Origin of the sequence: Streptomyces argenteolus (genome assembly GCF_042902585.1) — a bacterium.
GTDB lineage: Bacteria > Actinomycetota > Actinomycetes > Streptomycetales > Streptomycetaceae > Streptomyces > Streptomyces argenteolus.
Map to the genome: position 1 here is coordinate 1 of NZ_JBIBEG010000017.1, position 25,940 is coordinate 25,940.

The following is a 25,940-nucleotide window of genomic DNA, read 5'->3' on the forward strand; positions in this document are numbered from 1 at the left end:
GGACTTCGACGCCACCACCGCCGCCGAACGCTCCATGGCCTTCGAAGCCCTCGACCAGCTCGCCATGGAACACCTCCTCGGCGTCCGCTGACCCACCTGACCCACCCCCCGGGGTGTCCGACGACCACCGCCGGACACCCCCGCCCCTCCCCGCCGCGACACCGCCGGATCCACGCAGGGGCTTGACGAGAACCCCGTGGGAGCGTTCCCATGGGCCCGGCCACCCTCTCACCGCAAGGGCACCACCGTGACAGAACCCTCCCCGGACGGACGGATCCGACGCCCCGGCCGCCGTACCAGGCGGATCGTCGTACCCCTCACCGTCGTCTCCGCGATCGTCGCAGGCACCGTGCTCTCGGGGTGCGGCCAGCAGCGGGACGAGGACGTCTACACCGTCATGAACTCCTCGACCGACGAGTCGTACCACCGCTGGGACGGTGACACCCTCGAGCGCTGCAGCAAGCAGCTCGGGATCACCATCGAGCAGCAGAGCGTGCCGGCCGCGCAGCTGATGACGAAGGCGCTGCGCATGGCCTCCTCGAAGTCGCTGCCGGACGTCCTCCAGCTGGACGCCTCCGAGATGCCGACGTTCGCCGAGGCGGGCGGCCTGATCCCGCTGAAGGACCTCGGTCTGACCACGACGGACATCCCCGAGGGGATCGTCGACTTCGGGTCGTTCGACGGGAAGTACTACGGGGCCGCGCGCACGGTGAACACCCTCGCGCTGTTCTACAACAAGGACACCCTCGACAAGGCCGGCCTGAAGGTGCCCACCACCTGGGCCGAGATGCAGTCGACCGCCAAGAAGCTCACGCAGGGCAAGCGCTACGGCCTGGCCCTCAGCGCGGGCGGTGCGGAGGACGGCGTCTTCCAGTTCACCCCGTTCATGTGGTCCAACGGCGGTGACGAGTCGAAGCTCGACACCCCCGAGGTCGCCGAGGCCCTGGACTACTGGAAGGCGCTCCTCAAGGACGGTTCGCTCTCCAAGTCCACGGTCAACTGGACCCAGGCCGACGTGAACGACCAGTTCATGGCCGGCAACGCGGCCATGATGATCAACGGCCCGTGGCAGGTCGAGACCCTGAACGCCAAGAAGGGGCTCAACTGGGGCATCGCCGAGATCCCCGTGCCTGAGGCGGGCGACGACTCGGTCGGTCCGCTGGGCGGCGGTGTGCTGACCGTGCCCAACACCGGCGACACCGAGCGCGAGAAGACGGCCGCCAAGATCATTGGCTGCATGGCGGGCGAGCAGGAGCAGATCACCTACGCCCTCAACAGCTGGATGGTCCCCGCGAACACCAAGGCCGCCGCCGTCTGGCGCACGAAGGCCCCCGAGCTGGCGGCCCTGGCCGGACAGGTCTCGACGGCCCGCTCCCGCACCGCGAAGGTCGGCGCGCAGTGGTCGTCCGTGTCGCTGGCCCTGCAGAGCGCCTTCCAGTCCGCGCTCACCGGCGAATCCAGCGAGGCCGCGCTGAAGCGTGCCCAGCAGCAGGTCACGAGCGGGAACTGAGGTAACGAACCATGTCATCCACCACAGCCTCGGCCACCGCGCTGCCGGCCGACCCGACGGCCCCTGCGGCCGGCGCGGTCAAGAAGCCCGTGAACCCGCGGAGCGCCAAGCGGCGCAGGGTGCTCGCCCAGTGGGGGTTCATCGCCCCCGCCGTGATCTTCATGGCGCTGTTCTTCGGCTACCCGCTCGTCCGCAACATCGTCATGAGCTTCCAGGACTACTCGCCGTCCACGTTCTTCACCGGCGAGGCGCCGTTCAACGGCACGGACAACTGGCGCAACGTCTTCGAGGACGGGCTGTTCGGCAAGGCCCTGTGGCAGACGATCCTCTTCACCGTGGGATCGCTCGTCGGCCAGTTCTGCATCGGCCTGGCGCTCGCCGTCTTCTTCACCCGCCGCTTCCCGCTGAACGGCATCCTGCGGTCGCTGATCCTGCTGCCGTGGCTGGTCCCGATGGTCGTCTCCGGCATCGTGTGGCGGCGCATCTTCGACCAGGACACCGGTGTCCTCAACTCCTTCCTGGGCACCGTCGGCCTGCCCGGTGACACACCGTGGCTGACGAGCACCAGCATGGCGCTGATCTCGGTGATCCTGGTGAACATCTGGATCGGCATCCCGTTCAACATGGTGATCCTCTACGGCGGCCTCCAGGAGGTCCCCAAGGAGCTCAACGAGGCCGCGGCCCTGGACGGCGCGTCCGCCTGGCGCACGTTCCGCTCGGTCACCCTGCCCATGCTCAAGCCCGTCATCACCGTGGTGCTGGTGCTCGGCTTCATGTCGACGGTCAAGATCCTCGACCTGGTCCTCGCCCTCACCGACGGCGGCCCCGCCGACTCCACCCAGACGCTCGGCACGCTCACGTACCAGAACTCCTTCGTCCAGATGGACTTCGGGGCCGGTGCCGTGGTCGGCAACATCCTGATCCTGATCTCCGCCGTCTTCGCGGTGTTCTACCTGCGGGTCAACCGCAACGAGGGGAAGTGACCGGCATGGCGACCACCACCCAGATCCCCGCCGCCCCGGCTCCCGCATCCGTCCACCGGCCCAAGCGCCGCTGGGGGGCGACCGTCTTCGGCCTCGCCGTCCTCGCGGTCATGCTGTTCCCGCTGTACTGGATGATCAACACTGCGCTGCAGCCGGACGCGAGCCTGGTGGACGTGGGCCCGGTTCCGACCGGCATCGACTTCTCCGGCTTCACCTCGGCCATCACCGAGCAGGGCGGCAACCTGCTGACCTCGCTGGCCGTGGCACTCGGCGCCGTGGCCATCTGCCTGGCGATCTCCGCGCCGGCGGCGTACGGCCTGGCGCAGTTCAAGCTGCGCGGCAGCAAGACGATCGTCTTCGGCACGCTCATCACCCAGATGGTGCCGGGCATCGTCATCGCGAACGCCCTGTACAGCGCCTACGTGGACCTCGGGCTGGTCAACTCCTACTTCGGCCTGATGCTGGCGGACGCCTCCCTGGGCATCCCGTTCGCGATCGTGCTGATGCGTTCGTTCATGGTGTCGATCCCCCGCGAGGTCATCGAGGCCGCCGAGGTCGACGGCGCGGGCCGCATCCGTACGTTCGTCCAGGTCGTCCTGCCGATGAGCCGCAACTCGCTGATCACCGCCGGGCTGTTCTCGTTCCTCTACGCGTGGAGCGACTTCATGTTCGCGCTCACGCTGAACACCACGGACGACGTCAAGCCGATCACGCTGGGCATCTACCAGTACATCGGCGCCCACGTCGGCGACTGGGGTTCGGTCATGGCCGCGTCGGTGCTGTCGGCCGTGCCCGCAGCCGTTCTTCTCGTCCTGTCCCAGAAGTACATCGCCGCCGGGATCACCGGCGGCTCGGTCAAGTAAGGGTTTCCATGAGTGACTTCCCGGTCTTCCCGCCCGGCTTCGTCTTCGGCGCGGCCACGGCCTCGTACCAGATCGAGGGGGCGGTGGAGGAGGACGGCCGCGGCCCGTCCATCTGGGACACCTACAGCCACACGCCCGGCAAGACGGACGGCGGCGACACGGGTGACGTGGCCTGCGACCACTACCACCGCTACCCGGAGGACGTGGCACTCCTGCGCGACCTGGGCGTGGAGTCCTACCGCTTCTCGATCGCCTGGTCCCGCATCCAGGCCACCGGCAGCGGCGCGGTCAACCCCAAGGGGCTGGACTTCTACTCCCGGCTCGTCGACTCGCTCCTGGAGGCGGGCATCGAGCCGGCCGCCACGCTCTACCACTGGGACCTGCCGCAGGCCCTGGAGGACAAGGGCGGCTGGCGCTCGCGCGAGACGGCCGAGCGCTTCGGCGAGTACACCGCGATCGTCGCGGAGCACCTGGGCGACCGGGTGCCGCGCTGGATCACCCTGAACGAGCCGTGGTGCAGCGCCTTCCTCGGCTACTCGGTGGGCCGGCACGCGCCGGGCGCGCAGGAGGGCCGCGGGGCGCTCGCCGCCGCCCACCACCTGCTCGTCGGCCACGGCCACGCGATGAACGCGCTGCGCGCGGCCGGTGTCCGCGAGGCGGGCATCACGCTCAACCTGGACCGCAACGTCCCGGCCACCGAGTCGGACGCCGACCTCGCCGCCGTCGTCCGCGCGGACACCCAGCACAACCTGGTGTGGACCGAGCCGCTCCTCGCGGGCCGCTACCCGGCCACCGAGGAGGAGACCTGGGGTGAGCTGATCACCGGCCAGGACTTCCGCCGCGAGGGAGACCTGGAGCTGATATCCCAGCCGATGGACTTCCTGGGCATCAACTACTACCGGCCGATCGTGGTCGCCGCCGCCCCGCACCGCGAGGCGGACCCGGCGCTGCGTGTGGCCACGGACAACCGGTACGCGGAGGGGAGCTACCCCGACGTCCGCAGGACCGCGATGGGCTGGCCGGTCGTCCCGGAGACCTTCACCGACCTGCTGACCGCGCTGAAGCAGACGTACGGCGACGCCCTTCCGCCGGTGCACATCACAGAGAACGGCTCGGCGGAGTTCGACAGCGTCGAGGCCGACGGCTCCATCCACGACGCCGACCGGGTGGAGTACCTGCGCACCCACCTGACGGCACTGCGTGCGGCGATGGACGCGGGTGTCGACGTCCGCGGCTACTACGTGTGGTCGCTGCTGGACAACTTCGAGTGGGCGCTGGGCTATGCGAAGCGGTTCGGGATCATCCGGGTCGACTACGACACCCTGGAGCGCACCCCGAAGGACAGCTACCGCTGGTATCAGCAGCTGATCGCGGCACACAAGGCCTGACCTCTCCGGCTCCCCGACGGGGGCGTACGCGTGCATCACGGCGCGTACGCCCCCGTCGGTGTGTGCTCGGCCGCCGGCGGCTCCGGCGCCCCGCGGAACGGAGCCCTGGGGGCCCGTCCGGCTCCGAGCCCACCCACCGGCCCCGCACGCCGTCAGTCCCGGCCCACGTCCGAGGAGACCGCCTCCCGCAGATTCACGACCGCGTCGGCCGGCAGGATGTGGCCCTCCCGCACCGCACGGGCGTCGGCCGCCGCGACCCTGGCCGCGTAGCCCGCGTGCGTGGGATACAGCCGGTCCAGCTGTTCCTCGCCGAACGGCACATGGGTCCCGAACAGCACGCAGAACGTCTCACCGGTGTTGTCCCCGGTGTTCAGGGCGGTGGGAACCTCGACCTGCGAGAGCCTGACGCCGCCCCGGGCCAGCCCTGAGGCGTCCCGGGCCTTGGTGCCGTCGGAGGCGAACTCCAGAGGAGGCGCGGCCGGCGGGAGCACACCGTGTTCGGCCCAGCGCCCCAGGTGCGCGTAGACGGCCGCTGTCACGTGGTGCAGCGGCACCTCACTGAACGGCGGCCGCGCGCACGAGTAGGTGGGTGCCGCACCGAGGTCCCGGGTGAGCAGCTGTTCTCGGTAGGCCTGCCCGAACCGGCCGGAGTGCGCGGCTCCGGCCACCTCCCAGCGCCGGTAGCCGTTGTCGTCGGCCCGCCGGACGGGGGTGCGCACATCGGTTTCCGACAGCACGTGGAACACCGGTTCACCGCCCGTACGGCTGGGTGCGGAGCCGACCACGAAGCCATAGCCGTCGAACACCGGCTCGGTCTGCGGAAGCACCCGGTCGTAGTAGACCGTCATCCTGCCCGCCGACTGCGACGCCCCGATGCCCAGCAGCGTGCGTGCCCGCAGGGGGCCGAGCACCTTGCCCGTCCCCGCGCGCAGTGCCGCCGCGGCCTGCGCGTACACGTCGTACGACATCTCGTCGGCCGTGAAGCGCCCCTGACCCGTCACGTCGAGTCGCCCGTAGCGGGCAGGGCTCCACCCGCGCAGCTGCTCGACGCCGACCCGCTGGGCGGACACACCCACCCAGGCGTATCCGGCGCGTGTGACCTGGTCGGGTGCCCACAGGGCGTCCAGGTCGTATCCGCCGCTGACGTTCTGCCACTCCGTCAGCACGGTGCCGTTGAACCGCTCCGGGCTGCTCGGCCGCCGCACGACGATACGGGTCGTGTACGGCACGTCGTCCGCGAGCCGTTCCCCGGTGGGGCCGTAGGCGTCGGCCCGCCCTGACAGGTAGAACTCCTGCTCGATGTACCCGGCCTTGGCCAGTCCGGGCGCGGAGAGCCAGGGGTAGGTGCCGGTGACGTCGTCCGCCTCGGGGTCCCCGGGCACGGCGCCGGCGACCGGGCCGTCCACGGCCGGCCCCGCCGCCCTGCCGCTCGGTGCCGCCGGTTCCGCCGCCCCCGCGGGGAGCGCCGTCGCCGTCGCACCCGTACCCAGAAGGACGGTGGCCAGGGAGACCACCGCCGGCCGTAATGCTGTGCGCCACGTGATCAAGAGCGTGCCTCTCTCCTGTCGGCGGGCCGTACGCCCGCCCTCACGCCCGAGGGTGCGGGGGATGCCTCCCGGCGCGCACCGGCTGATTCACCGGCTGCGTAGGACGGTGCGGTGAGCGAGGGGACGGCCGGAGGCTCACGGCGCGCCCGCCGTCTGACGCGCCGTCATCGCGCCGCGTACGCCGCCGGGTTCTCCAGGACCTCGTGGACCACCCGGGCCGCCGCACCCCGCGCCGCGTCGCCGGAGAGGGACGAGGCGCGCAGCCGGCTGCCGTTCTCGTGCCAGCGGCCGGAGACGACCCGAGCGGTGAGCTGGGCGTCGGCGGACTCCTCCAGCCAGGGCATCAGGGTGCGGTAGATCCCGCCGAGGACGACCGCCTCCGGGTCGAACAGGTTCACCGCGCCGGCCAGGACCACGCCCAGCCGGTCTCCCGCCTCGTGCAGCGCGCCGACGGCGCGCGCCTCACCGGCCGTGGCCCGCTGCTCCAGCTCGGCGATCCCGCGCACACCGGTGTCGGGGTCGATCCCTGCGGCCCGCAGGAGCGCCGCCCTCCCCGCGTACTGCTCCAGGCAGCCGTGGGCTCCGCACCGGCAGAGAGGGCCCTGCGGGTCGACGACCATGTGCCCGATCTCGCCCGCGAAACCGTGCGCGCCGCGCATCATCTCGCCGTTGACCACGAGCGCGCCGCCGACACCGATCTCACCGGTGAGATAGAGGAAGGTGCGTACGCCGCCGAGTCCGCCGAACCAGAGCTCGGCCAGCGCCGCGAGGTTGGCCTCGTTGTCGGAGCCGACGGCGAGCGCGCGCCCGGCGGGGCGCAGGGTGCTGAGCGCCTGTCCGAAGATCCCCTCGGCGGCGACCCTGCTCCAGCCGAGGTTCGGGGCCTGCCGGACGACGCCGCCGGAGACGAGGCCGGGCAGCGCCAGTTCGACGCCCACCACCCGCAGTTCCTGTTCCCGGGTGGAGGCGATGACGCGGTTGGTGAGGCGGGCGGCGTGGGCCAGCACCTCGGCGGGCGGGACGCCCCGGTGGTCGGTGTGCTCGGTGACCCGGACCCGGTCGGTCCCGGTGAGATCGACGGCACACACGGACACGTAGTCGATGTTGATCTCGACGCCGAGCCCCGCCGGGCCGGTGCGCGACAGCTTGAGCACGGTGCCGGGGCGTCCGGCCGAGCCGCTGGAGGTCTTGCCGGACTCGCTGACGCAGTCCAGCGCGAGCAGCTCCTCGACGAGCGAGGAGACCGCGGCCCTGGTGAGGCCCACGAGGCTCGCCACCCGGGCACGGGTGACCTCGCCCTCGTCCCGGACGGTCCGCAGGACGAGACTCAGGTTGTGACGCCGCACGGACTCGTGGCCGGCCTTGGAGGCCTGCGAGGTGAGGTGGTTCTTCATCAGACCTTCGAGCCTAACGGCGAAGGGCCGCACCCCGGGGGTGCGGCCCTCGCTGACGTCCTGAGTCCTTACTTGCGGATCAGGCTGCGGAGCACGTACTGCAGGATGCCGCCGTTGCGGTAGTAGTCCGCCTCACCCGGGGTGTCGATGCGGACGACGCCGTCGAACTCCACACCGGTGTCGGTGGTGACCTTGACGGTGCGCGGCGTGGTGCCGTTGTTCAGCTCGGTCACGCCGGAGAAGGAGAAGGTCTCCTCGCCGGTCAGGCCGAGGGACTCGGCGGTCTGTCCCTCCGGGAACTGGAGCGGCAGGACGCCCATGCCGATGAGGTTCGAGCGGTGGATGCGCTCGTACGACTCGGCGATGACGGCCTTGACGCCCAGGAGCGCGGTGCCCTTGGCCGCCCAGTCACGGGACGAGCCGGAGCCGTACTCCTTGCCCGCCAGGATGACGAGCGGGGTGCCCGCGGCCTGGTAGTTCTGCGAGGCGTCGTAGATGAACGACACCGGGCCGTCCTGCTGCGTGAAGTCGCGGGTGTAGCCGCCCTCGGTGCCCGGCGCGATCTGGTTGCGCAGGCGGATGTTGGCGAACGTGCCGCGGATCATGACCTCGTGGTTACCACGGCGCGAGCCGTAGGAGTTGAAGTCACGGCGCTCGATGCCGTGCTCCGTGAGGTACTTGCCGGCCGGGGTGTCGGCCTTGATCGCACCGGCCGGGGAGATGTGGTCGGTGGTGACCGAGTCGCCGAGCTTGGCGAGCACCCGGGCGCCGGTGATGTCCTCGACCGGGGTCGTCTCCATCGTCATGCCCTCGAAGTACGGGGGCTTGCGCACGTAGGTGGACTCGGAGTCCCACTCGAAGGTGTTGCCGGTCGGGATCGGCAGCGCCTGCCACTGGGCGTCGCCCGCGAAGACGTCCTGGTAGGACTTGTTGAACATGTCCTCGCCGATGGCGTTCGCCACGACGTCGTTGACCTCGGCCTCGGAGGGCCAGATGTCCGCGAGGTGGACGGGCTTGCCGTCCTGGTCGACGCCGAGGGCGTCCTTGGTGATGTCGACCTTCATCGAGCCGGCGATGGCGTACGCGACGACCAGCGGCGGGGACGCCAGGTAGTTCATCTTGACGTCGGGGTTGATCCGGCCCTCGAAGTTACGGTTGCCGGAGAGCACCGAGGTGACGGCCAGGTCGTGGTCGTTGACGGCCTTGGAGACCTCGTCCGGCAGCGGGCCGGAGTTGCCGATGCAGGTGGTGCAGCCGTAGCCGACGAGGTTGAAGCCGACCTTGTCGAGGTACGGGGTCAGGCCCGCCTTGTCGAAGTAGTCGGTGACGACCTTCGAGCCCGGGGCGAGAGTGGTCTTGACCCACGGCTTGCGGGTCAGGCCCTTCTCGACGGCCTTCTTCGCCACGAGCGCCGCGGCGACCATGACGTAGGGGTTCGAGGTGTTGGTGCAGGAGGTGATCGCGGCGACCGTGACGGCGCCGTGGTCCAGCTCGTACGTGGTGCCGTCGGGGGCGGTCACGGTGACCGGGTTCGACGGGACGCCGTTCGGGGAGACGGCCGGGGCGTCGGAGGCCGGGAAGGACTCCTTGCTCGCCTCCATGTCGTCGGTGACGTAGTTGCGTACGTCCTCGGCGAACTTGGCCTTGGCGTTCGCGAGGACGATGCGGTCCTGCGGGCGCTTCGGGCCGGCGATGGAGGGGACGACCGTGGAGAGGTCGAGCTCGAGCTTCTCGGAGAAGTCGGGCTCGGCGGCCGGGTCGAGCCAGAGGCCCTGCTCCTTGGCGTACGCCTCGACGAGCGCGACCTGCTGGGCGTCACGACCGGTCAGGCGGAGGTACTTCAGCGTCTCGTCGTCGATCGGGAAGATCGCGGCGGTGGAGCCGAACTCCGGCGACATGTTGCCGATGGTGGCACGGTTCGCGAGGGAGGTGGCGGCGACGCCCTCACCGTAGAACTCGACGAACTTGCCGACGACGCCGTGCTTGCGGAGCATCTCGGTGATGGTCAGCACGAGGTCGGTGGCGGTGGTGCCGGCCGGGAGCTCGCCGGTCAGCTTGAAGCCGACGACGCGCGGGATGAGCATGGAGACCGGCTGGCCGAGCATCGCGGCCTCGGCCTCGATGCCGCCGACGCCCCAGCCCAGCACGCCGAGGCCGTTGACCATGGTGGTGTGCGAGTCGGTGCCGACGAGGGTGTCGGGGTACGCCTGGCCGTTACGGACCATGACCGTGCGGGCCAGGTGCTCGATGTTGACCTGGTGAACGATGCCGGTGCCCGGGGGGACGACCTTGAACTCGTCGAAGGCGGTCTGGCCCCAGCGCAGGAACTGGTAGCGCTCCTTGTTGCGGCCGTACTCCAGCTCGACGTTCTGGGCGAACGCGTCGTTGGTGCCGAACTTGTCGGCGATGACGGAGTGGTCGATGACCAGCTCGGCCGGGGCCAGCGGGTTGATCTTCGCCGGGTCGCCGCCGAGCTCCTTGACGGCCTCACGCATGGTGGCGAGGTCCACGACACAGGGGACGCCGGTGAAGTCCTGCATGATCACGCGGGCCGGCGTGAACTGGATCTCCTGGCTGGGCTGGGCCTGCGAGTCCCATCCGCCCAGCGCCCGGATGTGGTCGGCGGTGATGTTCGCGCCGTCCTCGGTGCGGAGCAGGTTCTCCAGCAGCACCTTCAGGCTGTAAGGGAGGCGCGCGGAGCCCTCGACCTTGTCCAGCTTGAAGATCTCGTACGACTCGTCGCCCACGCGCAGCGTGCTGCGGGCGTCGAAGCTGTTCGCCGACACGACAGTCTCCTTCTTCAATGTGCGCGTTCAACCGCGCCGCGCCTCATGTGCGGCCGGCGCCGCCTGCGGCCCCCACCATCCGCTAAGGTAAGGATTAGTTAGGTAACCCTTACCGAGCGGCGGCTGCGGTGCGCCTCGGCAGATATCTCGATGTCGAGATAACTCTAGTACATCGCCGCCGCGCGGTCATGCCCGGGCGCCCGTGTCCTGCGCCTCGCCGGGGGCGGCGGGCAGCCGCCCTCCCCGGCCGTCTACCCGTTCGCCGGGAGATCGCACCGGGAAGGGCGGTCGTGACGCTGCACCGCCACACCCGCGAAACGGGTCACCGAGGGAGAGCGGCCCTCCTGCGGAACAGGTCCTCGGCCGCGCTCTGGGCGCGCTCGCGGACGGTCTCCGGATCCACGCTGCGGATCCGGCCGCCCTTCACAAGCCGGTGCCCGTCCACCCAGACGTCGGACACGTCGGCCGAGCCGGCGGAGAAGACCAGGTGCGCCGCGGCGTTGGAATCCGCTCCGTGCAGGAGCGGGGTGGTGTGCAGCCGGCGCAGGTCGACCGTCACGACATCGGCCTTCTTCCCCGCTTCCAGCGAGCCGGTCACCGCGTCCAGGCCGAGCGCCCTGGCACCGTCGAGCGTGGCCATGGCGAGGATGTCCCACGGGTCACCGGTCGTCGGGTCCAGGCTCGTCAGCTTCTGCAGGAGGGAAGCGAACTTCATCTCCTCCAGCAGGTCCAGGTTGTTGTTCTCCTTCTCCCCGTCGCTGCCGAGGCCGACGGTGATGCCCCGGCTCCGCATCTCGATGATCCTGGCCGGACCGGAGGAGAGCTTCATGTTGGAGCAGGGGCAGTGCGCGACGGCGGTGCCGGTGCTCGCCAGGAGGCCCAGCTCGGTGTCGTCGAGCCAGACGCAGTGGGCCACGACCGTGCGCGGGCTAAGGATGCCCCGGTGGTGGAACTCCTCGATGGGACGGCGGCCGAAGCGGCGCAGTGACTCCTCCACCTCCCAGGTCGTCTCGGATGAGTGGGTGTGCAGTCCGGTGTCGTACGCGTCGGCGAGCGCGGCCGCCGCCTCGAACGCCTCCTCGGAGCAGTAGAAGAGGTGCTCCAGGCCGACCCAGGAGCGGACCCGGTCCTGGGCGTGGGTGCGGTACTCCTCCAGGAGCCGGCGATTGGTGTCCAGCGTCTCGAAGTAGTCGTAACCGGGCAGGTCCGCGACGTACGGGACGAGGGTCGCCCGGATGCCGACCTGTTCGGCCGCGTGCGCCGAGCCCTCCATGTGGCGCCACATGTCCATCACGGAGGTGGTCCCCGCGCGCAGCGACTCGGTGTAGCAGAGCAGGGACGCGGCCTCGGCGATCTCGGGCGTGAGCGCCTTGTGCGCGGGGTCGACGTAGTCACGCAGCCAGTCCCACAGCGACTTGGACTCCGCGGTGCCGCGCAGCAGCCCGGAGTGCAGGTGGGTGTTGTGCAGGCCGGGGATGACGGCGTGGCCCGTGGCGTCCACCACGACCGCGTCGTCGGCCGCCGCGTCGAGTGCGGCGACCGGGCCGACGGCGGTGATCCTGCCGTTCTCGATCAGGACCGAGCCGGGGTCGTGGACGGTCCTGCGGCCCTCGCACGGCAGGACGATGCCGTTGCGGATGAGAGTGCGGGGAGGGCGGGCGGTCATGCGCCGGCCCCCGTCCAGAAGCCCGCGTGGACGGCGGCGGCCCGCTCGTGCAGATGCGGACCCGAGACCTCGACGGCGCGCTGGCCCGCCGCGAGGACGGTGCGGCAGGGCAGGGCCATGGTCGGGTTCTCCTCGTCGGCGCCGGTCAGGGCGAGGAGTTCGTCCTCACCGAGGGCGTAGACGACCCGCCCGATCCCGCTCCAGTAGACGGCGCCCGAGCACATCGCACAGGGTTCGGTGCTGGTGTAGAGCGTGGCGCGGGCGAGTTCGGCACGGGAGTACGCGGCACTCGCGAGCCGGACCAGGTTGGTCTCCGCGTGGCCGGTGGCGTCCCGGCCGGTGGTCACGGTGTTGCCCGCCTCCAGCACCGCGGCCCCGTCCAGGACGAGCAGGGAGCCGAAGGGGTGGTTGCCGTCCTGCCGGGCGCGGGCGGCCAGTTCGATGGCGGTGACGAGGAACTTCTCGTCGTCGGGGGCGAGGGGGGCTGCGGGTCCGGGGGTGGTCACTGGGTCTCCTCGGTGGGTCGGTACGGGGTGCGGGTGGCGCGGGTGTCCAGGGGCGGGCCCGCCCGGGGCGGACGGGGTCAGCCCACGGGCGGGGAGGCGGGCGTCGGCGACGGGGCGCCGGGGGCCGGGAGGCCCGCGGGCGGGGTGGGGCGCCAGGCGGTCAGCGCCGCGTACACGGCGGCTGCCACGACGAACCCCACGAGCAGGCCGAACGGCCCCACGGCCGGATGGGCGGCGGCCAGCGGGCCGGTGTAGAGAGACTGGTTCATGAAGGGGATCTCGGCGAGCAGGGCGACCGCCATCGACGGGAGTCCCCAGCCGAAGCGGTGCCGCGCGTCGTACAGCCGGGCCGTGCCGTGCAGGCCGCGCTCCCGCCACCAGTACGCCGTGACGAGCACCGCGCCCCAGGGGGCGAGCCAGTAGCCGGTCATCAGCAGGAAGTCCTGGAGCTGCGAGGCGAAGTCGCCGTGTCCCGCGTACCAGGACAGGACCGTGCCCAGACCGCCGACGACCAGGACGGACACCCAGCGCGGGAGGGTGAATCCGGCGGCGAGCGCGGCCATCGCGCCCGAGTAGAGGTCGATGACCGTGGACGCGAGGGTGGAGAGCAGCAGGGCGGCCAGCACGACCGTGCCGAGGGCGTCCGGGAGCAGCCCGCTGACCATCGTGCTCGGGTCGTCGACGGCGGCGACGGTGCCGATCGCCGCGCCCAGCGAGCCGATCCACACTCCCGCCAGCGCGCTGCCGCCGCCCGCGGCGAGGAACACCCGGCGGGTGGACGCGGTGGCCGGCAGGTAGCGGCTGTAGTCGGAGGCGTACGCCGACCAGCCCAGGCCCCGGGCCGCGGTGACGGCGACGACCAGCAGGAACGCGGCGAGCAGCCCGTCGGACGGCGTGGCGGGGGCGGTCGTGCGGGCGCCGCCGAAGCCGTACACCGAGACCACCGCGAAGACGGCCACCAGCGCGAGGGCGAGGCCGCGCTCCACGGCGTGGATCATCCGGTAGCCGACGACGGCCACCGCGAGTTGGGCGGCGGCCATGAGCACCAGGGCGGGCGCGAAGGCCAGCCCGGTGAGGTCCCGCAGGATGAACATGCCGAGCAGGGTGTCGACGACGCACCAGCCGACGCCGTTGACGACGGTGAACGCGGCCGACGGCAGGGCACCGAGCCGGCCGAACGGGCCGCGCGTCTGGATGAGCTGGAGTACGCCGGTGAGCGGGCCACGGGTGGAGAACAGCCCCACCATCGCCGAACTGAGCAGGGTTCCCAGGGTGATGGCGAGGATCGCGGGCACCAGGCCGAGGCCGAAGACGGAGGTCGACAGGGCACCCACGCTGAGCGTCGCGAACTGCACGTTCGCGCCGAACCAGAGGGTGAACAGCGTCCTCGGACGGCCGTGCCTGCGCTCCGAGGGCACGGGTTCGACGCCGGCCCGCTCGATCCCGAGCGGGGGACCGGAAGGGCCGGAAAGGGCGGTCGGGGTGGCCCGGTTGTCGTCGGACGGCGGGGCGTCGGGCAGGGGTTCGACACGCATGGGGCTCCTCAGGGGCGACGGGAGTGGAACCGGACTCCGGGACCGGGCTCAGGGCTCGGGGCCCGGTCCCTCAGGGCTCGGGGCCCGGTCCCTCAGGGCTCAGAGCTCCGGGCCACGGCTCTGGGCATCGGGAGGCGTCCGGCACGCGGGGGCATGCGGCTCGGGCGGGTGATGCGGGAGGTAGGGCGTCGGGGGCGGTGCGAGGACGGCGGCGGTCCCGCAGAGGCGCGCGGGGCAGATGACGAAGGGGAGAGGCCGTGCCCCGCGATGTCCTTCAGTGAACCCGCGGCGAGCGCCGGGCGGACCGGTACGGCTATACGGACGAGAGCCCGGTGAGGGAGAACGACCCCGTACTATTCTCCAAACCCCGTGCCCGCCGGTGTGCACGCCCGTAACACACGCCCCGCGGGACCCCCGGCCGTATCCACCGGACATCCGGACACCGCACCGCATCCGTCAGGCAGGAAATCCTGGTGCTGCTGACCGAACTCCTCGGGATTCCCGGCCTCGGACTCACCCCTGTGCTCACGGCCGGTCCGCGGGACCGCAGGGTGACCGGCGTGTACACGACCGATCTGCCCGACCCCGGCCGCTATCTGGACGGCGGGGAGCTGGTTTTGACCTCGACCACCTGGTACCGGGAGCCCCGGGACGCCGATGTGTTCGTCGCCGCGCTCGCGTCGGCGGGTGCCTCCGCCCTGGTGGCCGGGTCGGCGGCCGTCGGCGAGCTGCCGGATGCACTGGCGGAGGCGTGCGAGCGCCACGGGCTGCCGCTGCTCGCGGTCGGTGACGACGTGTCGTACGCGACGCTCACCGAGACCGTACTGGCGGCGCTCGCCGGACCCGTCGGCCGCTCCCCCGGCGCGGGGCTCCACCGCGGGCTGGTGGCCAGCATGGCGTCGGGGGCCGGTGCCGAGGGGCTCGTCGAGGTGCTGGCCAGGTCCACCGGGCTGTACTGCGCGGCACTCTCCGCCACGGGCCGGCTCACGGCGGGCGCGGTGCCCGAGGTGTCCGGTCATCACCTCCGGCGCTCGCTGCGCGCGGCCTTCGCCGCCGGCGCCTTCCCCTCGGTGCAGCCCCTTCCCGGCGGCGGGCGCCTCACGTTCCTGCCCGTGCAGTCCCCCGTCGCCCACCGGCCGCCCTCCGGCTATCTCGCGGCGGCGGGCGACCACCGCGACTGGGCGCCCGGAGTGGCGGACGCCGCAGCCGAGGTGTGTGCGCTGCTCGCCCTGGACGGGGTGGCCGGGCAGGAGCGGCGGCGCATCGAGGAACGGCTGCTGCGCGAGTCGGTGGACCTCCTGGGCGAGGGCCGAACGGAACCGGCCGCGGGCCGCCTCCGCAGCGTCGGCCTGGACCCCGACGTGCCGCTGGCCGTGGTCTGTGTCTCCACGACGGGCCGCCCCTACGGCGCGGAACTCGCCGCCGTCGTCCTGGACGAGGTGTACGGCCGGATACCGGGCTGCTCGGCGCCGTTCGCGACGCAGGACGGCCATCTGATGTTCGTACCGGACACCGGTGGCACCGACAGCGGCGACGGCCTCTCCGAACGGTGCGCGGAGGCCGCCCGCGCGCTGGACCCCTTCCTCGCGCACGGCTGGGCCGCGATCGGCGTCTCGGGTCCGACGAGCGGTCCGGCGGGACTGCGCCGGGCGCTGGACGAGGCCCGGCACGCCCAGCGGGTGGCCCGGCTCTCCACCGGCACCGTGCGCGTCGCGGGCACCGAGGCGCTCTCCTCCCACCTCATGCTGCTCGCCGCCGTACCGGACGACGTGCGCCGGATGTACCGGGAGCGGCTCATCGGCGTACTGGAGCGGTACGACGCCGAGCACCACAGCGACCTGGTGGGCACCCTGAGCGCGTTCCTCGACGCGTCCGGCTCCTGGCGGCGGTGCGCGGAGCAGATGCACGTCCACGTCAACACCCTGCGCTACCGCCTCCAGCGCGTGGAACAGCTCACGGGGCACAGCCTGGCCACCCTGCACGACCGGGTGGACTTCTGCCTGGCGCTCGGCATCCGATCACAGGGTGCCCGGAGGGTTCCAGGCATGAGCGGGCGGCTTCGGGACAGACGTACTCCTGACAGAGGAGGCACAGATGCCGCTCACATTCCGTAAGAGCTTCCAGATTCTCCCGGGCGTCCGGCTGAACATCAACAAGCGCTCGTGGTCCGTCACGACGGGTGGACGGCACGGCCCGAAGCGGACCCACAGCAGCACCGGCCGACGCACCACGTCGATGGACCTGCCCGGCCCCTTCGGCTGGCGGAAGACGACCAAGCGCAGCCGTCGCAGCTGACTCACCCGATCGGCGCAACACCGCACGCCGGGCCGCCGGGTGCGCCTGATCCTCGGATCAGGCCTCCACCAGCGGCCCGGCACAGTGCCGTTACCCGACTCGCACACCCCCGGCACGATCTTCATCTCATATCTGAGATAGCGTGCAGCCATGGAAGACGACTACCTCGCACGTATCGGCAAGCTCATCCGTGACGCCCGTCAGCATCGTGGCTGGACACAGAGCCAGCTCGCCGAGGCGCTCGCCACGAGTCAGAGCGCCGTCAACCGCATCGAGCGCGGCAACCAGAACATCAGCCTTGAGATGATCGCCCGCATCGGTGAAGCCCTCGACAGCGAGATCGTGTCTCTCGGCTACTCCGGCCCCATGCACCTGCGGGTCGTCGGCGGACGCCGGCTCTCCGGCTCGATCGACGTGAAGACGAGCAAGAACGCCTGCGTCGCACTGCTCTGCGGCTCGCTGCTCAACAAGGGCCGGACCGTGCTGCGCCGGGTGGCGCGCATCGAGGAGGTCTTCCGTCTCCTGGAGGTCCTCAACTCCATCGGCGTGCGCACCCGCTGGATCAACGACGGCGTGGACCTGGAGATCCTGCCGCCCGCCGAGCTGGAGCTGGAGGCCATCGACGCGGACGCCGCACGCCGGACCCGCTCGATCATCATGTTCCTCGGCCCGCTGCTCCACCGCACGGACCGCTTCACCCTGCCGTACGCCGGCGGCTGCGACCTCGGCACGCGCACCATCGAGCCGCACATGATCGCGCTGCGCCGCTTCGGCCTGGACATCGCCGCCACCGACGGGCTCTACCACGCCCAGGTCGACCGCGAGGTCCGCCCGGACCGCCCCATCGTGCTGACCGAGCGCGGCGACACGGTGACCGAGAACGCCCTGCTGGCCGCCGCCCGGCACGACGGCACGACCGTCATCCGTAACGCCTCCTCCAATTACATGGTCCAGGACCTGTGCTTCTTCCTGGAGGCGCTCGGCGTTCGCGTGGACGGCGTGGGCACGACGACGCTCACGGTGCACGGCGTGCCGGAGATCGACGTGGACGTCGACTACTCCCCCAGCGAGGACCCGGTCGAGGCGATGAGCCTGCTGGCCGCCGCCGTGGTGACGGAGTCCGAGCTGACGATCCGCCGGGTCCCGATCGAGTTCCTGGAGATCGAGCTCGCGGTCCTGGAGGAGATGGGCGTCGACTGCGACCGCACGGCGGAGTACGCCGCCGACAACGGCCGCACCAGGCTGGTGGACCTGACGGTCCGTCCCTCCAAGCTGGAGGCGCCCATCGACAAGATCCACCCGATGCCCTTCCCGGGCCTGAACATCGACAACGTGCCGTTCTTCGCGGCCATCGCGGCGTCGGCGCACGGCCAGACCCTGATCCACGACTGGGTCTACGACAACCGCGCGATCTACCTCACCGACCTCAACCGCCTGGGCGGCCGGCTCCAGCTCCTGGACCCGCACCGCGTCCTGGTCGAGGGCCCGACCCGCTGGCGCGCCGCCGAGATGATGTGCCCGCCCGCACTGCGGCCGGCGGTGGTGGTGCTGCTGGCGATGATGGCGGCGGAGGGGACGTCGGTGCTGCGCAACGTGTACGTGATCAACCGGGGGTACGAGGAGCTGGCGGAGCGGCTGAACTCGGTGGGGGCGCAGATCGAGATCTTCCGGGACATCTGACGGGCGGCTGCCGCCCACGCCCCATCTGACCTGCTGCTCAGCGGCTCCGGAGGGAGTACGGGCGGCATCTTCGGGACGATCGAGTCGCCAGCCTCGAGTTCCCACTCCGGCGCTCACGGTTACTGAGCGGCGCTCCACCCGCCCCGTCCCACGCTCCCCCCGCGGGGCAGGTCCGGGCCCGCCGGAAGTTCCGACGGGCCCGGACGCGGTGCTCGGTTCTGCCTACTCCCGTTCGAGGAAGCGCAGAAGCCCCTTCAGTGTCACCGCGATGTCCTCGCGGTCGATCCCGGCTCCTTCGAGGTGCACGAGAACGCACGCCCCGTCGGCACGGTCCGGAAACGCCTCCACGAACGCCGCGACACACGAGGCGAGCGTCTGCGACACGTGGCTCGCGATTTCGTCGTCCCCGGGGTCGGCGACCGCGGCCCCCACAGCCATCGGTGCGGTCGCCAGAATCACCCCCGGTGCGCCGTCGCCCCGTTGGTTGAGCAGGACCTGGACGCTGCCGATCCTCGGAACGCCCCCGTAACGCTCATGTGCCAGCGGGGAGTTGAGGACCGCAGCGTCGCAGCCCGCACCGGTCTCGGGAACCGAGCCGGTACGGAACGCGGTTCCCGGCACGTGTCCCAGGGCCCTGCGGCATTCCTGGACCACCGCGTCGGACGACGCCGCCACGACGAACCTCATGGTCCTCACCCGCAGCTCATGGTCGGCATGATCTGCGGCCTGCTCAGCTTGGGGAGCACATCGTCCTGCAGCGCCACCCCGCCATCGACGACGTCCGCCGTATAGGCCATGCGCGCCGATTCCGGCAGATCCGACAGTTTCACCTTGGTCCGGATCATCGTGTAGGTGCCTTCCTTGGGGTATGCGGCGTGTGCCCGTCGCGAGTACTCCGCCGCTCCCTTCTCCGTGAAGGAGAAGTACTTGATCCCCTGGGTGCTCTTGAACGTACGGGTCTTGTGGATGTTGTCACGCTCACGGCCCGTGACGCCTCGCCAGAGGTGGATCTCCCCCTCGCCGAGCTCTCCGCCCGAGTTGTGCACCAGGAGCGGCGTCAGCCCGGCCACCACGTAGTAGGTGTGGATACCCGCGATGGTCAGGTCGTAGGTCCGCTGGCGCTTGTCGAAGTGACGCACGCCTTCGAGGGCGACCGTGTCGCCGTCCGGAGTCCGCAGAGTCATGCCGGCACGCAGGCTCCCGGCCTCGACCCAGTCCCCTTCCGACACCGACCAGAACGGATGCGTGGTCGTGGACACGAGGGACTCCGAAGCACCGGAGCCGCCCGTGACGGTCAGGTCGACGAAGTGCTTGTCGTCCTCGGTCGTGATCGTGGCGACCACGTCACGGACCGTCGTCTCACCGGTCTCGGGATCGGTGACGACGACCTCGTCCCCGAGCTCGATCCCTTCGATCGGCTGCATGGTCCCGTCGGCGAGCAGCACCTTCGTACCCGGCAGGAAACTGTGGTTGCCCGGCCGGATCGGACAGGAACCGCCTTCGCCCTTCTTGAGGGCGCTGGCCGCCTTCTTCTTCGCCGCGGCCAGGGCGTCCGTCGCCTTGGCGAGTCCGTCCTTGGCCTTGCCGACGGCCTTGCTGGCGTTCCAGTAGTCCTTGGCCCCGCCGACGAGGTCGCCCACGAGATTGACCACGCGTTTGGCGAGCCTGGCCCCCTTGGCCCAGTTCCACGGCGCGCCGTACTTGGCGAGTATCTTGCCCGCCAGGCCGCCGGCGAAGCTTCCCGCTATGTTGAGCAGCGTCTCGCCGCAGGCGCCCATGTCACCGCTGGAGACGCAGTCGAGTGCCGCGTCCACGCCCAGGATGTCCCTGGCGATCTTGACCAGGGCCTTGGCCGCGGACTTGATGCGCTGCTTGGCCGCGGACTGCTGCCCCTGCGCCCCCGAGAGTGCGCTGGAAGCCTGGTCGACCGCCTTCTCCTCGTTGAACGTGGAGCCCGGCTTGCTGACGGGAAGGCCGCCCTGACACTCGATCAGGCCCTGCAGGCACTCAGGGATGGCCATGCCGCTCGGGTCGGCGTGGGTGACGGGTGTGTTGTTGGCGTAGGCGTAGCCGTTGATCTGCTGGGGCTGCGTGTAGTCGATGACCGGGTCGACGGAGATGAACTTCCCGATGACCGCATCGTATTCGCGTGCCCCCAGGTGCGTCAGCCCGGTGGACGAGTCGATCGTCCCGCCGACGTAGCCCTTCTCGCCCGGCCACGTGCCCGTCGCCTTGCCGCGGTCGACGCCGAAGGGATCGAAACGCCGCTGGGAGACCGCACCGGTGGTGGCGTCGATCGCGAGCTCGCCGGTGCCGTGATGGTCGCCCGCCACGAACGACAGGGTGCCGTCGTTCGTCCGGACGGCGACCGTCTGGTCAGCGTGCGAGTAGTAGCGGGTGGCCTCCTTCTTGGAGCCGTCCGCGGACAGCTTCAGCTCGACGCCGGGCAGGTACACCGTCGTGCCCGACGGGTCCTTACGCTGGATCCGGTTGCCGTCGGAGTCGTACAGATAGGTGGTCTCGGCTCCGCTCGCCTCCGTGGCCGCGGCCAGGTTGCCGGTGTCGTTCCATTCGAGGACCTGAGCATCGCCACCGATGGTGCGCTTGGTGGTGTTGCCCGTGGCGTCGTACTCGTACGACGACTGGCGGTCGCCGGTGGGCGTTTTCTCGACGACCTTGGTGACCTGGTGGGGACCGTCACCGAGGGTTCCCGCTCCCCCGTAGGTATAGGTGCGGGTGACATCGCGGGTCCCGTCGAGACCCGTGTCGTGCGAGGTGTCGGACGTCCTGTTGCCGATGGCGTCAGTGACGTACGACTTCCAGTAGGGTGCGGGTCCGCCCAGCGGGGACGCTCCGGGGGCCGCCTGGCACGCCTTCGGGCCGGTGCCCTCCAGCGGTGCCGCCGAGCCGAGCGTGCCGCTGCCTCCGGCGTCCGCGGCGCTCGACGCCGGGCTCCACGCCTCGGCCAGGCGCTGCCGGCTGTCGTACGCGAAGCACTGGACGTCGGGTGAAGCGGCTTTCGCCGTGTCCGCGATGGACAGGACGTTGCCCGCCTGGTCGTAGGAGTAGGTGGACTCCTTCGCCGGAGCGGACGCACCGTAGACGTCGACCACGGAGCGGGTCAGCCGGTCCGTGCCGGTCTCGTAGTCGAAGGTCTGCCAGACCTTCTTCCCGGTGCCGGCCGACAGCTCCAACTGCTGGACGTGGCTCTCCTTGGAGTAGACGGTCCTGGTGACGTACGGCGTCGATCCCGTGAGTGTCGTGGGTCGCTGGAGATCGTCGTACCCGTTTACCAGCACCTCCGCCGGAAGGTCACCCGTGGCCGGGATCCCGGTCGACTGAAGGGTGCCATCCCGGTTGTACTCCGCCGTGAAGGTGTACGTGCCCGCGAGCGAGCCCTGGGAGGCGGGCACCACGTAGTTCGTCTTCGTCGGCCGGTAGAAGTCGTCCATCGTCTGGATGACGGTGCCGAACGACTCGGTCGGCGAGAGGTAGCTGATGTTGGCCCACGCCTGGCCCAGCAGCCCGGCCTTGTCGTACCGGACCTCGGAAAGCCGGGTTCCAGTGGTGGCCTCCCCCTGCCACGTGGACAGGGTGCGGCCGAGCTTGTCGTAGAGCGTCGAGATCGTCTTGTTCCGGCTGTCCGTGGTGGACGCCGGACGGTCGAGGGTGTCGTACGCCGTGGTCGACGTCCCCGTGTCGGGGTCCACGGCCTTCGTCTGGCGGCCCAGCTGGTCGTACTCGTAACGCCACACGTTGCCCTTGGCGTCGGTGACCGTTTCGAGCTGGTTCTTCGGCGTGTAGGTGTACTTGGTCACGTCGTAGCCGGCCAGCGGGTTCGGGGAGTCACTGCGGTAGTGCCAGATCTCCTTCGTGTTTCCCGCGAAGTCGGTGACTGTCGTGGTGGGTACGCCGCCCTTGGGCGGGTCGATCGTCGTGCGCTCACCGTCGTAGGTGTGGGTGGTGCGCCACTGCTCGACACCGGAGACCGCCATCACCTGGGCGGTCGGGCGGCCGAGGCCGTCGTACTCCAGCAGGCTCTGCTGGCCGACCTCTCCGTTGTGGACGATCAGCAGTTCGTCGGACGCGGCGCCGGCGGCGTTGTACGTGGCGTTGGTCTTCTTGACCTGGCCCGTGCCGTCGTAGAAGGAGTCGGCGACCATGCGCGTGCCGCCAGGGCCCTCCGTCTGAAGCTGCCGTGGTCGCAGGAGTCCGTCGTAGAGCTGGTACTCCGCGCCGTACGAGCCGTCGTTCTCGATCTTCTCCGTCTTGATCGCGACGACCTTGTCGCGGCGGACGTTGTACGAGTACTTGATGGACGGGGTCTGGGTCTTCGCACGGTCCGGGAACCAGACCGCGGTGAGACGCCCCAGACCGTCGTAGGCCAGGTCGGTCCGCTTGCCGTTCGGGTCGGTCTGCCCGGCGGACATGCCCCACGCGGGGGCGTAGTCGGTGGTGGTGACGTGGCCGAGCGCGTTGGTGCTCCTGGTCTGGGAGATCAGGCCGTTGACATCCGTGTACGCGGTCTTCGTCTCCGCCTGGCCCGCGTCCTTCTGCGACGTCGGGCGGCCGAAGGAGTCGTAGGCCGTCGTCCCGGTGACCTGGTAGGTGCCCGTGGTCCCGTTGTGCGACGTCAAGCGCTCGGTGGTCGTGGCGTCACCCTTGGTCGGTGCCACGCCGAAGGCCTTGGAGTCGTAGGACGTGCGTTCGTCCGCGTGGACCTGAGTCCTACGGTCCGGCGTCACGGAGCACTTGACGCCGACGACCTCACTGCGCGAGGGCAGGGTGAGGAGGTTGGCGGCCGTGTTGTCGGCGTACCAGGTGCGGGCGCAGGTGTCGTCGGCGGCCGTGGAGACGTCGCCCTGGTCCTCGACCTCGAGGACGCGGCCCGTTCCGTTCGCCGTGTCGTACTTGATCGTGCTTCTCGTCGCCCGCCAGGTGCCGTCGGAGAGCAGGTTGTAGCCGCGCTCCGTGTCGGAGCGGACGAGCACCGAGTGCGAGGTGCCCCAGTCACGGGTCTGAGTGGCCGTGTTGTACTTCCACGGTTCGCTGATCACCTTGGAGACCAGCTTGGTCCCGTCGTACGTGTGTGCTTCGAGCTGGTGCCCGGTGAACTCCTCCGACGAGGTGTACTCGACGCCCGTGGAGTCCTTGACCTTCACCGAGCGGGTGCCACCGGCGGGGTCCTTGTCACCGTCCATGCCCTGCAGGAAGGTGTAGTCGATCCGCGAGGTCTGCCGGTCGGCGCTGCCGCTGGTGACCTTGACCTTGCCGTAGCCTTGCCAGCCGCCCCACGTGAGGTACTTGTCCTCCGTGATGCCGTCCGGCTTCGCCTTACGCCAGGCCGCGTCGCCCTGGTAGTCGTAGCGGGTGACGAGACTGTCGCCGCCGCCCGTGCGGTCGGTCTCGACGATCTCGGCGACGACGTACTTGTGGAACCAGTCCGTGATCGGCTCGACCGTGCCGGGCGGGGCCCACTTCACCGGGTAACAGCGCTTGGTCGACTCACCCGGCTTGGGCAGGGCGTCCTTGGTGCAGTTCGTCGCCGCGTAGTTGACGTCGAGCTGTGCGCCCGTCTCGCTCAGGACGGCCGCGAGGCGGAACCGGTGGAAGGGGGCGATGTTGTCGCCGACGGCGTCGACCCGGTTGACGAGCTGCTCGCCGTAGAGTTCGAGCGTCGGCAGCTTCGCCGCCGTGCCGACCCGGCCCTCGTGGTCGATCTTCGACAGCCAGAGGGTCTTGGAGTCGTCACCGTTGTCGGTGAACAGGTGGGTGAAGGTCCACGCGTCCACGTCCTGGTACTCGGTGGCGCTCTTGCGCATCTGGGTGGTGATGCCGGTCAGGCGCTTCGTGGTCCAGAACGTCTGGCCCACGGTGCACTTGGTGGCCGCCTTGCACTCCTGGTCGACCGGGGTGTCCGGCCAGTGAGCGGCGTTCGCCTTGGTCCGCTTGGATTCCGCGCAGTCGAAGTCCGAGGTGGGCAGGCAGCGTTCGGCGACGTCGAATACGGCACGAGCGGGTGCCTTGGCCGCGTAGACCTGGCCGTCGCGCTGGCCGTAGTCGACCCTCTTCAGGTAGCCGCCGCGGTGGTACGCGGTTCCGTTGACGTCCGTCTTGCCGTTGAGGGCGTAGTAGTTCGTCTCGGGTGCGTAGAAGTAGGACATCACGTTGCCGTGGGTGTCCTTGACGTGATCGAGGCTCCAGCGCCACGCCTGCTTGCAGTGGGCGCTGGTGAACGTGGCGTTGTAGCAGGGCTCACCGGAGTCGTCGCCGAAGACGGGCACGGTCCAGGTGGAGTCCGTGGTCTCCTTGCCGTCGGTCCAGCCCGGCAGACGGTTCAGCCCGAACCAGTACTCCGTGCCGTCCGACGTGGTGACCTTCCAGTGCTCCCCGTCGTTGTCGCCGTTCGTGGCACCGGTGAGCTTCTCGACCTTGGTGCCGTCGTCGGAGGAGAACTTCCAGGCGCCGGTCTTGTCGTCCTTCACAAGCTCGGACGAGCTGCCGTTGAGCATGATCGTGGCGTTGTCGAAGGCCCAGCACTGTTCGCCGGAGGTCGAGTGACCGTCGTCCGAACAGGGCTTGTAGCGGCGCTCGATGTACCCGGGATCGTAGGAGAAGCCCTCACCCGCCCAGGAGCCCTGGTTGTTGGTGGCAGAGGTGCGGCCGTCCGCGGACTGCGAGGAGTAGCCGAGCCCGATGCTCGGCGACTGCCCGCCGGGCGTGGGCACCGTACGCAGCGGATAGTTCCAGCTGAATCCTCCGGACGAGGTGGCGACGCTCCAACTGGCGGACGGGGCCAGGGCGGTCGCCTTGTAGCTGCCCTGCGATGAGGACGGGCCGGCGGCCAGGGCCACCAGCGGTGCCGAGCTCGGGGCCGAGTTCGCCACGGTGCCCGAGGCGGGTGCCGCGGCGGCCTGGACGTCGGCCGAGACGGTGCGGTCCTCGGCGTCGTTCACCGTGGCGAGGGGCTTTGCCTGCTCCGGGCATGCCTTGCTGCCGGGGGTCGCCACGGCCGCACAGGCGGGGAGCTGGACGAGCTGCAGACGGGCCCCGTAGTCGCCGCCGTACGCGTCGGCGAACTTCGAGTAGTCCACGGAGAGGCGGACCTTCGCGCCCTTCGCCGCCGCGTCCGTGCGCTCGACGCGCATCAGCGCGCCGGCGCCGATGGCCGCCGCCCGCTTCGCGGGCAGGACGGCGACCTCGACCTCGGCCGGACCGGCCGACGGGGCCGGATTCCGCGACGCCTTGGCTCCCTTGGACGCCTTCGTCACCTCGGGCGTGACGGCGGTGACGGCGACGGGCAGCCCGCCGACGGTCTTCTCCGCGGGGGACGTGGTGGCCACGGCGACCTTCGCGCTGCCGCCCGCAGGCCAGACAACCTTGTCCAGTCGCTTGACGGCGGCCTTCTGCGCTTCGTCCGCCGGTCGTTTCTTCGCCTGCGCGTTCTTGCCCTCCGCAGGGTCGCCGAAGTCCTGGACACCGGGCCGTCCGCGCCCCTCCTGCCCCGGTGCCGACGGCACGGCCTGTACCGCGCCTCCTGTCAGGGCGAGGGTGACGCCGAGGACGGTCGCCATGAGCAACCGCCCGGGCAGGCGCCGGTTCATCAACCGGCTTCTGAATGCCATCACGTGTCTCCGCACGTAGTGAGGGATGGGCCTGAAGCGGGCGGGGGGGGCCGGGCCCGGCGCGGCCCCGCCCCCCCCCCCCCCCGGGAGAAAAAGTTGGGTGCGGGGTTCCCCGGTGCCAAATCCCGCAACCCCCCCATATCCCCCCCCCCCCGGAGGACC

15 protein-coding genes are annotated in these 25,940 nt (G+C 70.5%); 7 read left to right on the forward strand and 8 right to left on the reverse strand.

Annotation, left to right across the window (positions count from 1 at the left end):
* The first annotated feature begins 247 nt into the window (after nt 1-247).
* The 4 genes from ACFY8O_RS33365 to ACFY8O_RS33380 are packed head-to-tail and all read left to right on the forward strand — an operon-like array spanning nt 248 to nt 4,744.
* On the forward strand, nt 248-1,510 hold the full coding sequence (locus ACFY8O_RS33365; RefSeq protein ID WP_387909005.1) for an ABC transporter substrate-binding protein: 1,263 nt from the start codon (nt 248-250) through the stop codon (nt 1,508-1,510).
* Between the two features lie 11 nt (nt 1,511-1,521).
* Complete coding sequence (locus tag ACFY8O_RS33370) at nt 1,522-2,493, forward strand: carbohydrate ABC transporter permease (RefSeq protein ID WP_387909007.1); 972 nt, start codon at nt 1,522-1,524, stop codon at nt 2,491-2,493.
* A 5-nt stretch (nt 2,494-2,498) separates the two neighbouring features.
* Nucleotides 2,499-3,356: a carbohydrate ABC transporter permease gene (locus ACFY8O_RS33375; protein ID WP_145808326.1), complete on the forward strand. Its 858-nt coding sequence runs from the start codon at nt 2,499-2,501 to the stop codon at nt 3,354-3,356.
* Between the two features lie 8 nt (nt 3,357-3,364).
* Entirely contained in the window at nt 3,365-4,744 is a 1,380-nt protein-coding gene (locus ACFY8O_RS33380; protein ID WP_145808328.1) for a GH1 family beta-glucosidase, read from the forward strand.
* Between the two features lie 152 nt (nt 4,745-4,896).
* On the opposite strand, the gene ACFY8O_RS33385 is transcribed toward ACFY8O_RS33380, so the two are convergent.
* The 6 genes from ACFY8O_RS33385 to ACFY8O_RS33410 form a co-directional block, all read right to left on the reverse strand.
* On the reverse strand, nt 4,897-6,258 hold the full coding sequence (locus ACFY8O_RS33385; RefSeq protein ID WP_387909010.1) for an alpha/beta hydrolase domain-containing protein: 1,362 nt from the start codon (nt 6,256-6,258) through the stop codon (nt 4,897-4,899).
* Between the two features lie 197 nt (nt 6,259-6,455).
* Entirely contained in the window at nt 6,456-7,685 is a 1,230-nt protein-coding gene (locus tag ACFY8O_RS33390) for an ROK family protein (protein WP_387909011.1), read from the reverse strand.
* A gap of 68 nt (nt 7,686-7,753) precedes the next feature.
* Complete coding sequence (gene acnA / locus ACFY8O_RS33395) at nt 7,754-10,471, reverse strand: aconitate hydratase AcnA (protein ID WP_387909013.1); 2,718 nt, start codon at nt 10,469-10,471, stop codon at nt 7,754-7,756.
* Nucleotides 10,472-10,793: 322 nt separating this feature from the next.
* Nucleotides 10,794-12,137 (reverse strand): amidohydrolase family protein, encoded by a 1,344-nt coding sequence (locus tag ACFY8O_RS33400; protein ID WP_387909015.1) that lies wholly within the window; start codon nt 12,135-12,137, stop codon nt 10,794-10,796.
* On the reverse strand, nt 12,134-12,643 hold the full coding sequence (locus tag ACFY8O_RS33405) for a nucleoside deaminase (protein WP_387909017.1): 510 nt from the start codon (nt 12,641-12,643) through the stop codon (nt 12,134-12,136). The genes ACFY8O_RS33400 and ACFY8O_RS33405 overlap by 4 nt, the downstream gene beginning before the upstream one ends.
* A 77-nt stretch (nt 12,644-12,720) precedes the next feature.
* Entirely contained in the window at nt 12,721-14,178 is a 1,458-nt protein-coding gene (locus ACFY8O_RS33410) for a purine-cytosine permease family protein (protein WP_387909019.1), read from the reverse strand.
* Nucleotides 14,179-14,651: 473 nt separating this feature from the next.
* Here ACFY8O_RS33410 and ACFY8O_RS33415 point away from each other — a divergent pair, with 473 nt between their 5' ends.
* The 3 genes from ACFY8O_RS33415 to ACFY8O_RS33425 all read left to right on the forward strand — a co-directional run bounded on the left by ACFY8O_RS33415 (nt 14,652) and on the right by ACFY8O_RS33425 (nt 18,153).
* Nucleotides 14,652-16,292 (forward strand): PucR family transcriptional regulator, encoded by a 1,641-nt coding sequence (locus ACFY8O_RS33415; RefSeq protein ID WP_145808340.1) that lies wholly within the window; start codon nt 14,652-14,654, stop codon nt 16,290-16,292.
* Nucleotides 16,273-16,473, forward strand: coding sequence for a DUF4236 domain-containing protein (locus ACFY8O_RS33420; RefSeq protein ID WP_145808341.1), 201 nt, complete (start codon nt 16,273-16,275; stop codon nt 16,471-16,473). The genes ACFY8O_RS33415 and ACFY8O_RS33420 overlap by 20 nt, the downstream gene beginning before the upstream one ends.
* Nucleotides 16,474-16,623: 150 nt before the next feature.
* A complete protein-coding gene (locus ACFY8O_RS33425; protein ID WP_387909021.1) occupies nt 16,624-18,153 on the forward strand; it encodes a helix-turn-helix domain-containing protein in 1,530 nt (509 codons plus the stop codon).
* 222 nt (nt 18,154-18,375) lie between these two features.
* Here the strand turns inward: ACFY8O_RS33425 and ACFY8O_RS33430 are convergent, their stop codons facing one another.
* Together ACFY8O_RS33430 and ACFY8O_RS33435 are read right to left on the reverse strand one after the other, a co-directional pair.
* Nucleotides 18,376-18,840: a hypothetical protein gene (locus ACFY8O_RS33430; protein WP_387909023.1), complete on the reverse strand. Its 465-nt coding sequence runs from the start codon at nt 18,838-18,840 to the stop codon at nt 18,376-18,378.
* A 5-nt stretch (nt 18,841-18,845) separates the two neighbouring features.
* The gene (locus ACFY8O_RS33435) at nt 18,846-25,778 is read right to left on the reverse strand and encodes a polymorphic toxin-type HINT domain-containing protein (protein ID WP_387909024.1); all 6,933 of its coding nucleotides are present in this window, start codon (nt 25,776-25,778) and stop codon (nt 18,846-18,848) included.
* Nucleotides 25,779-25,940: the final 162 nt, after the last annotated feature.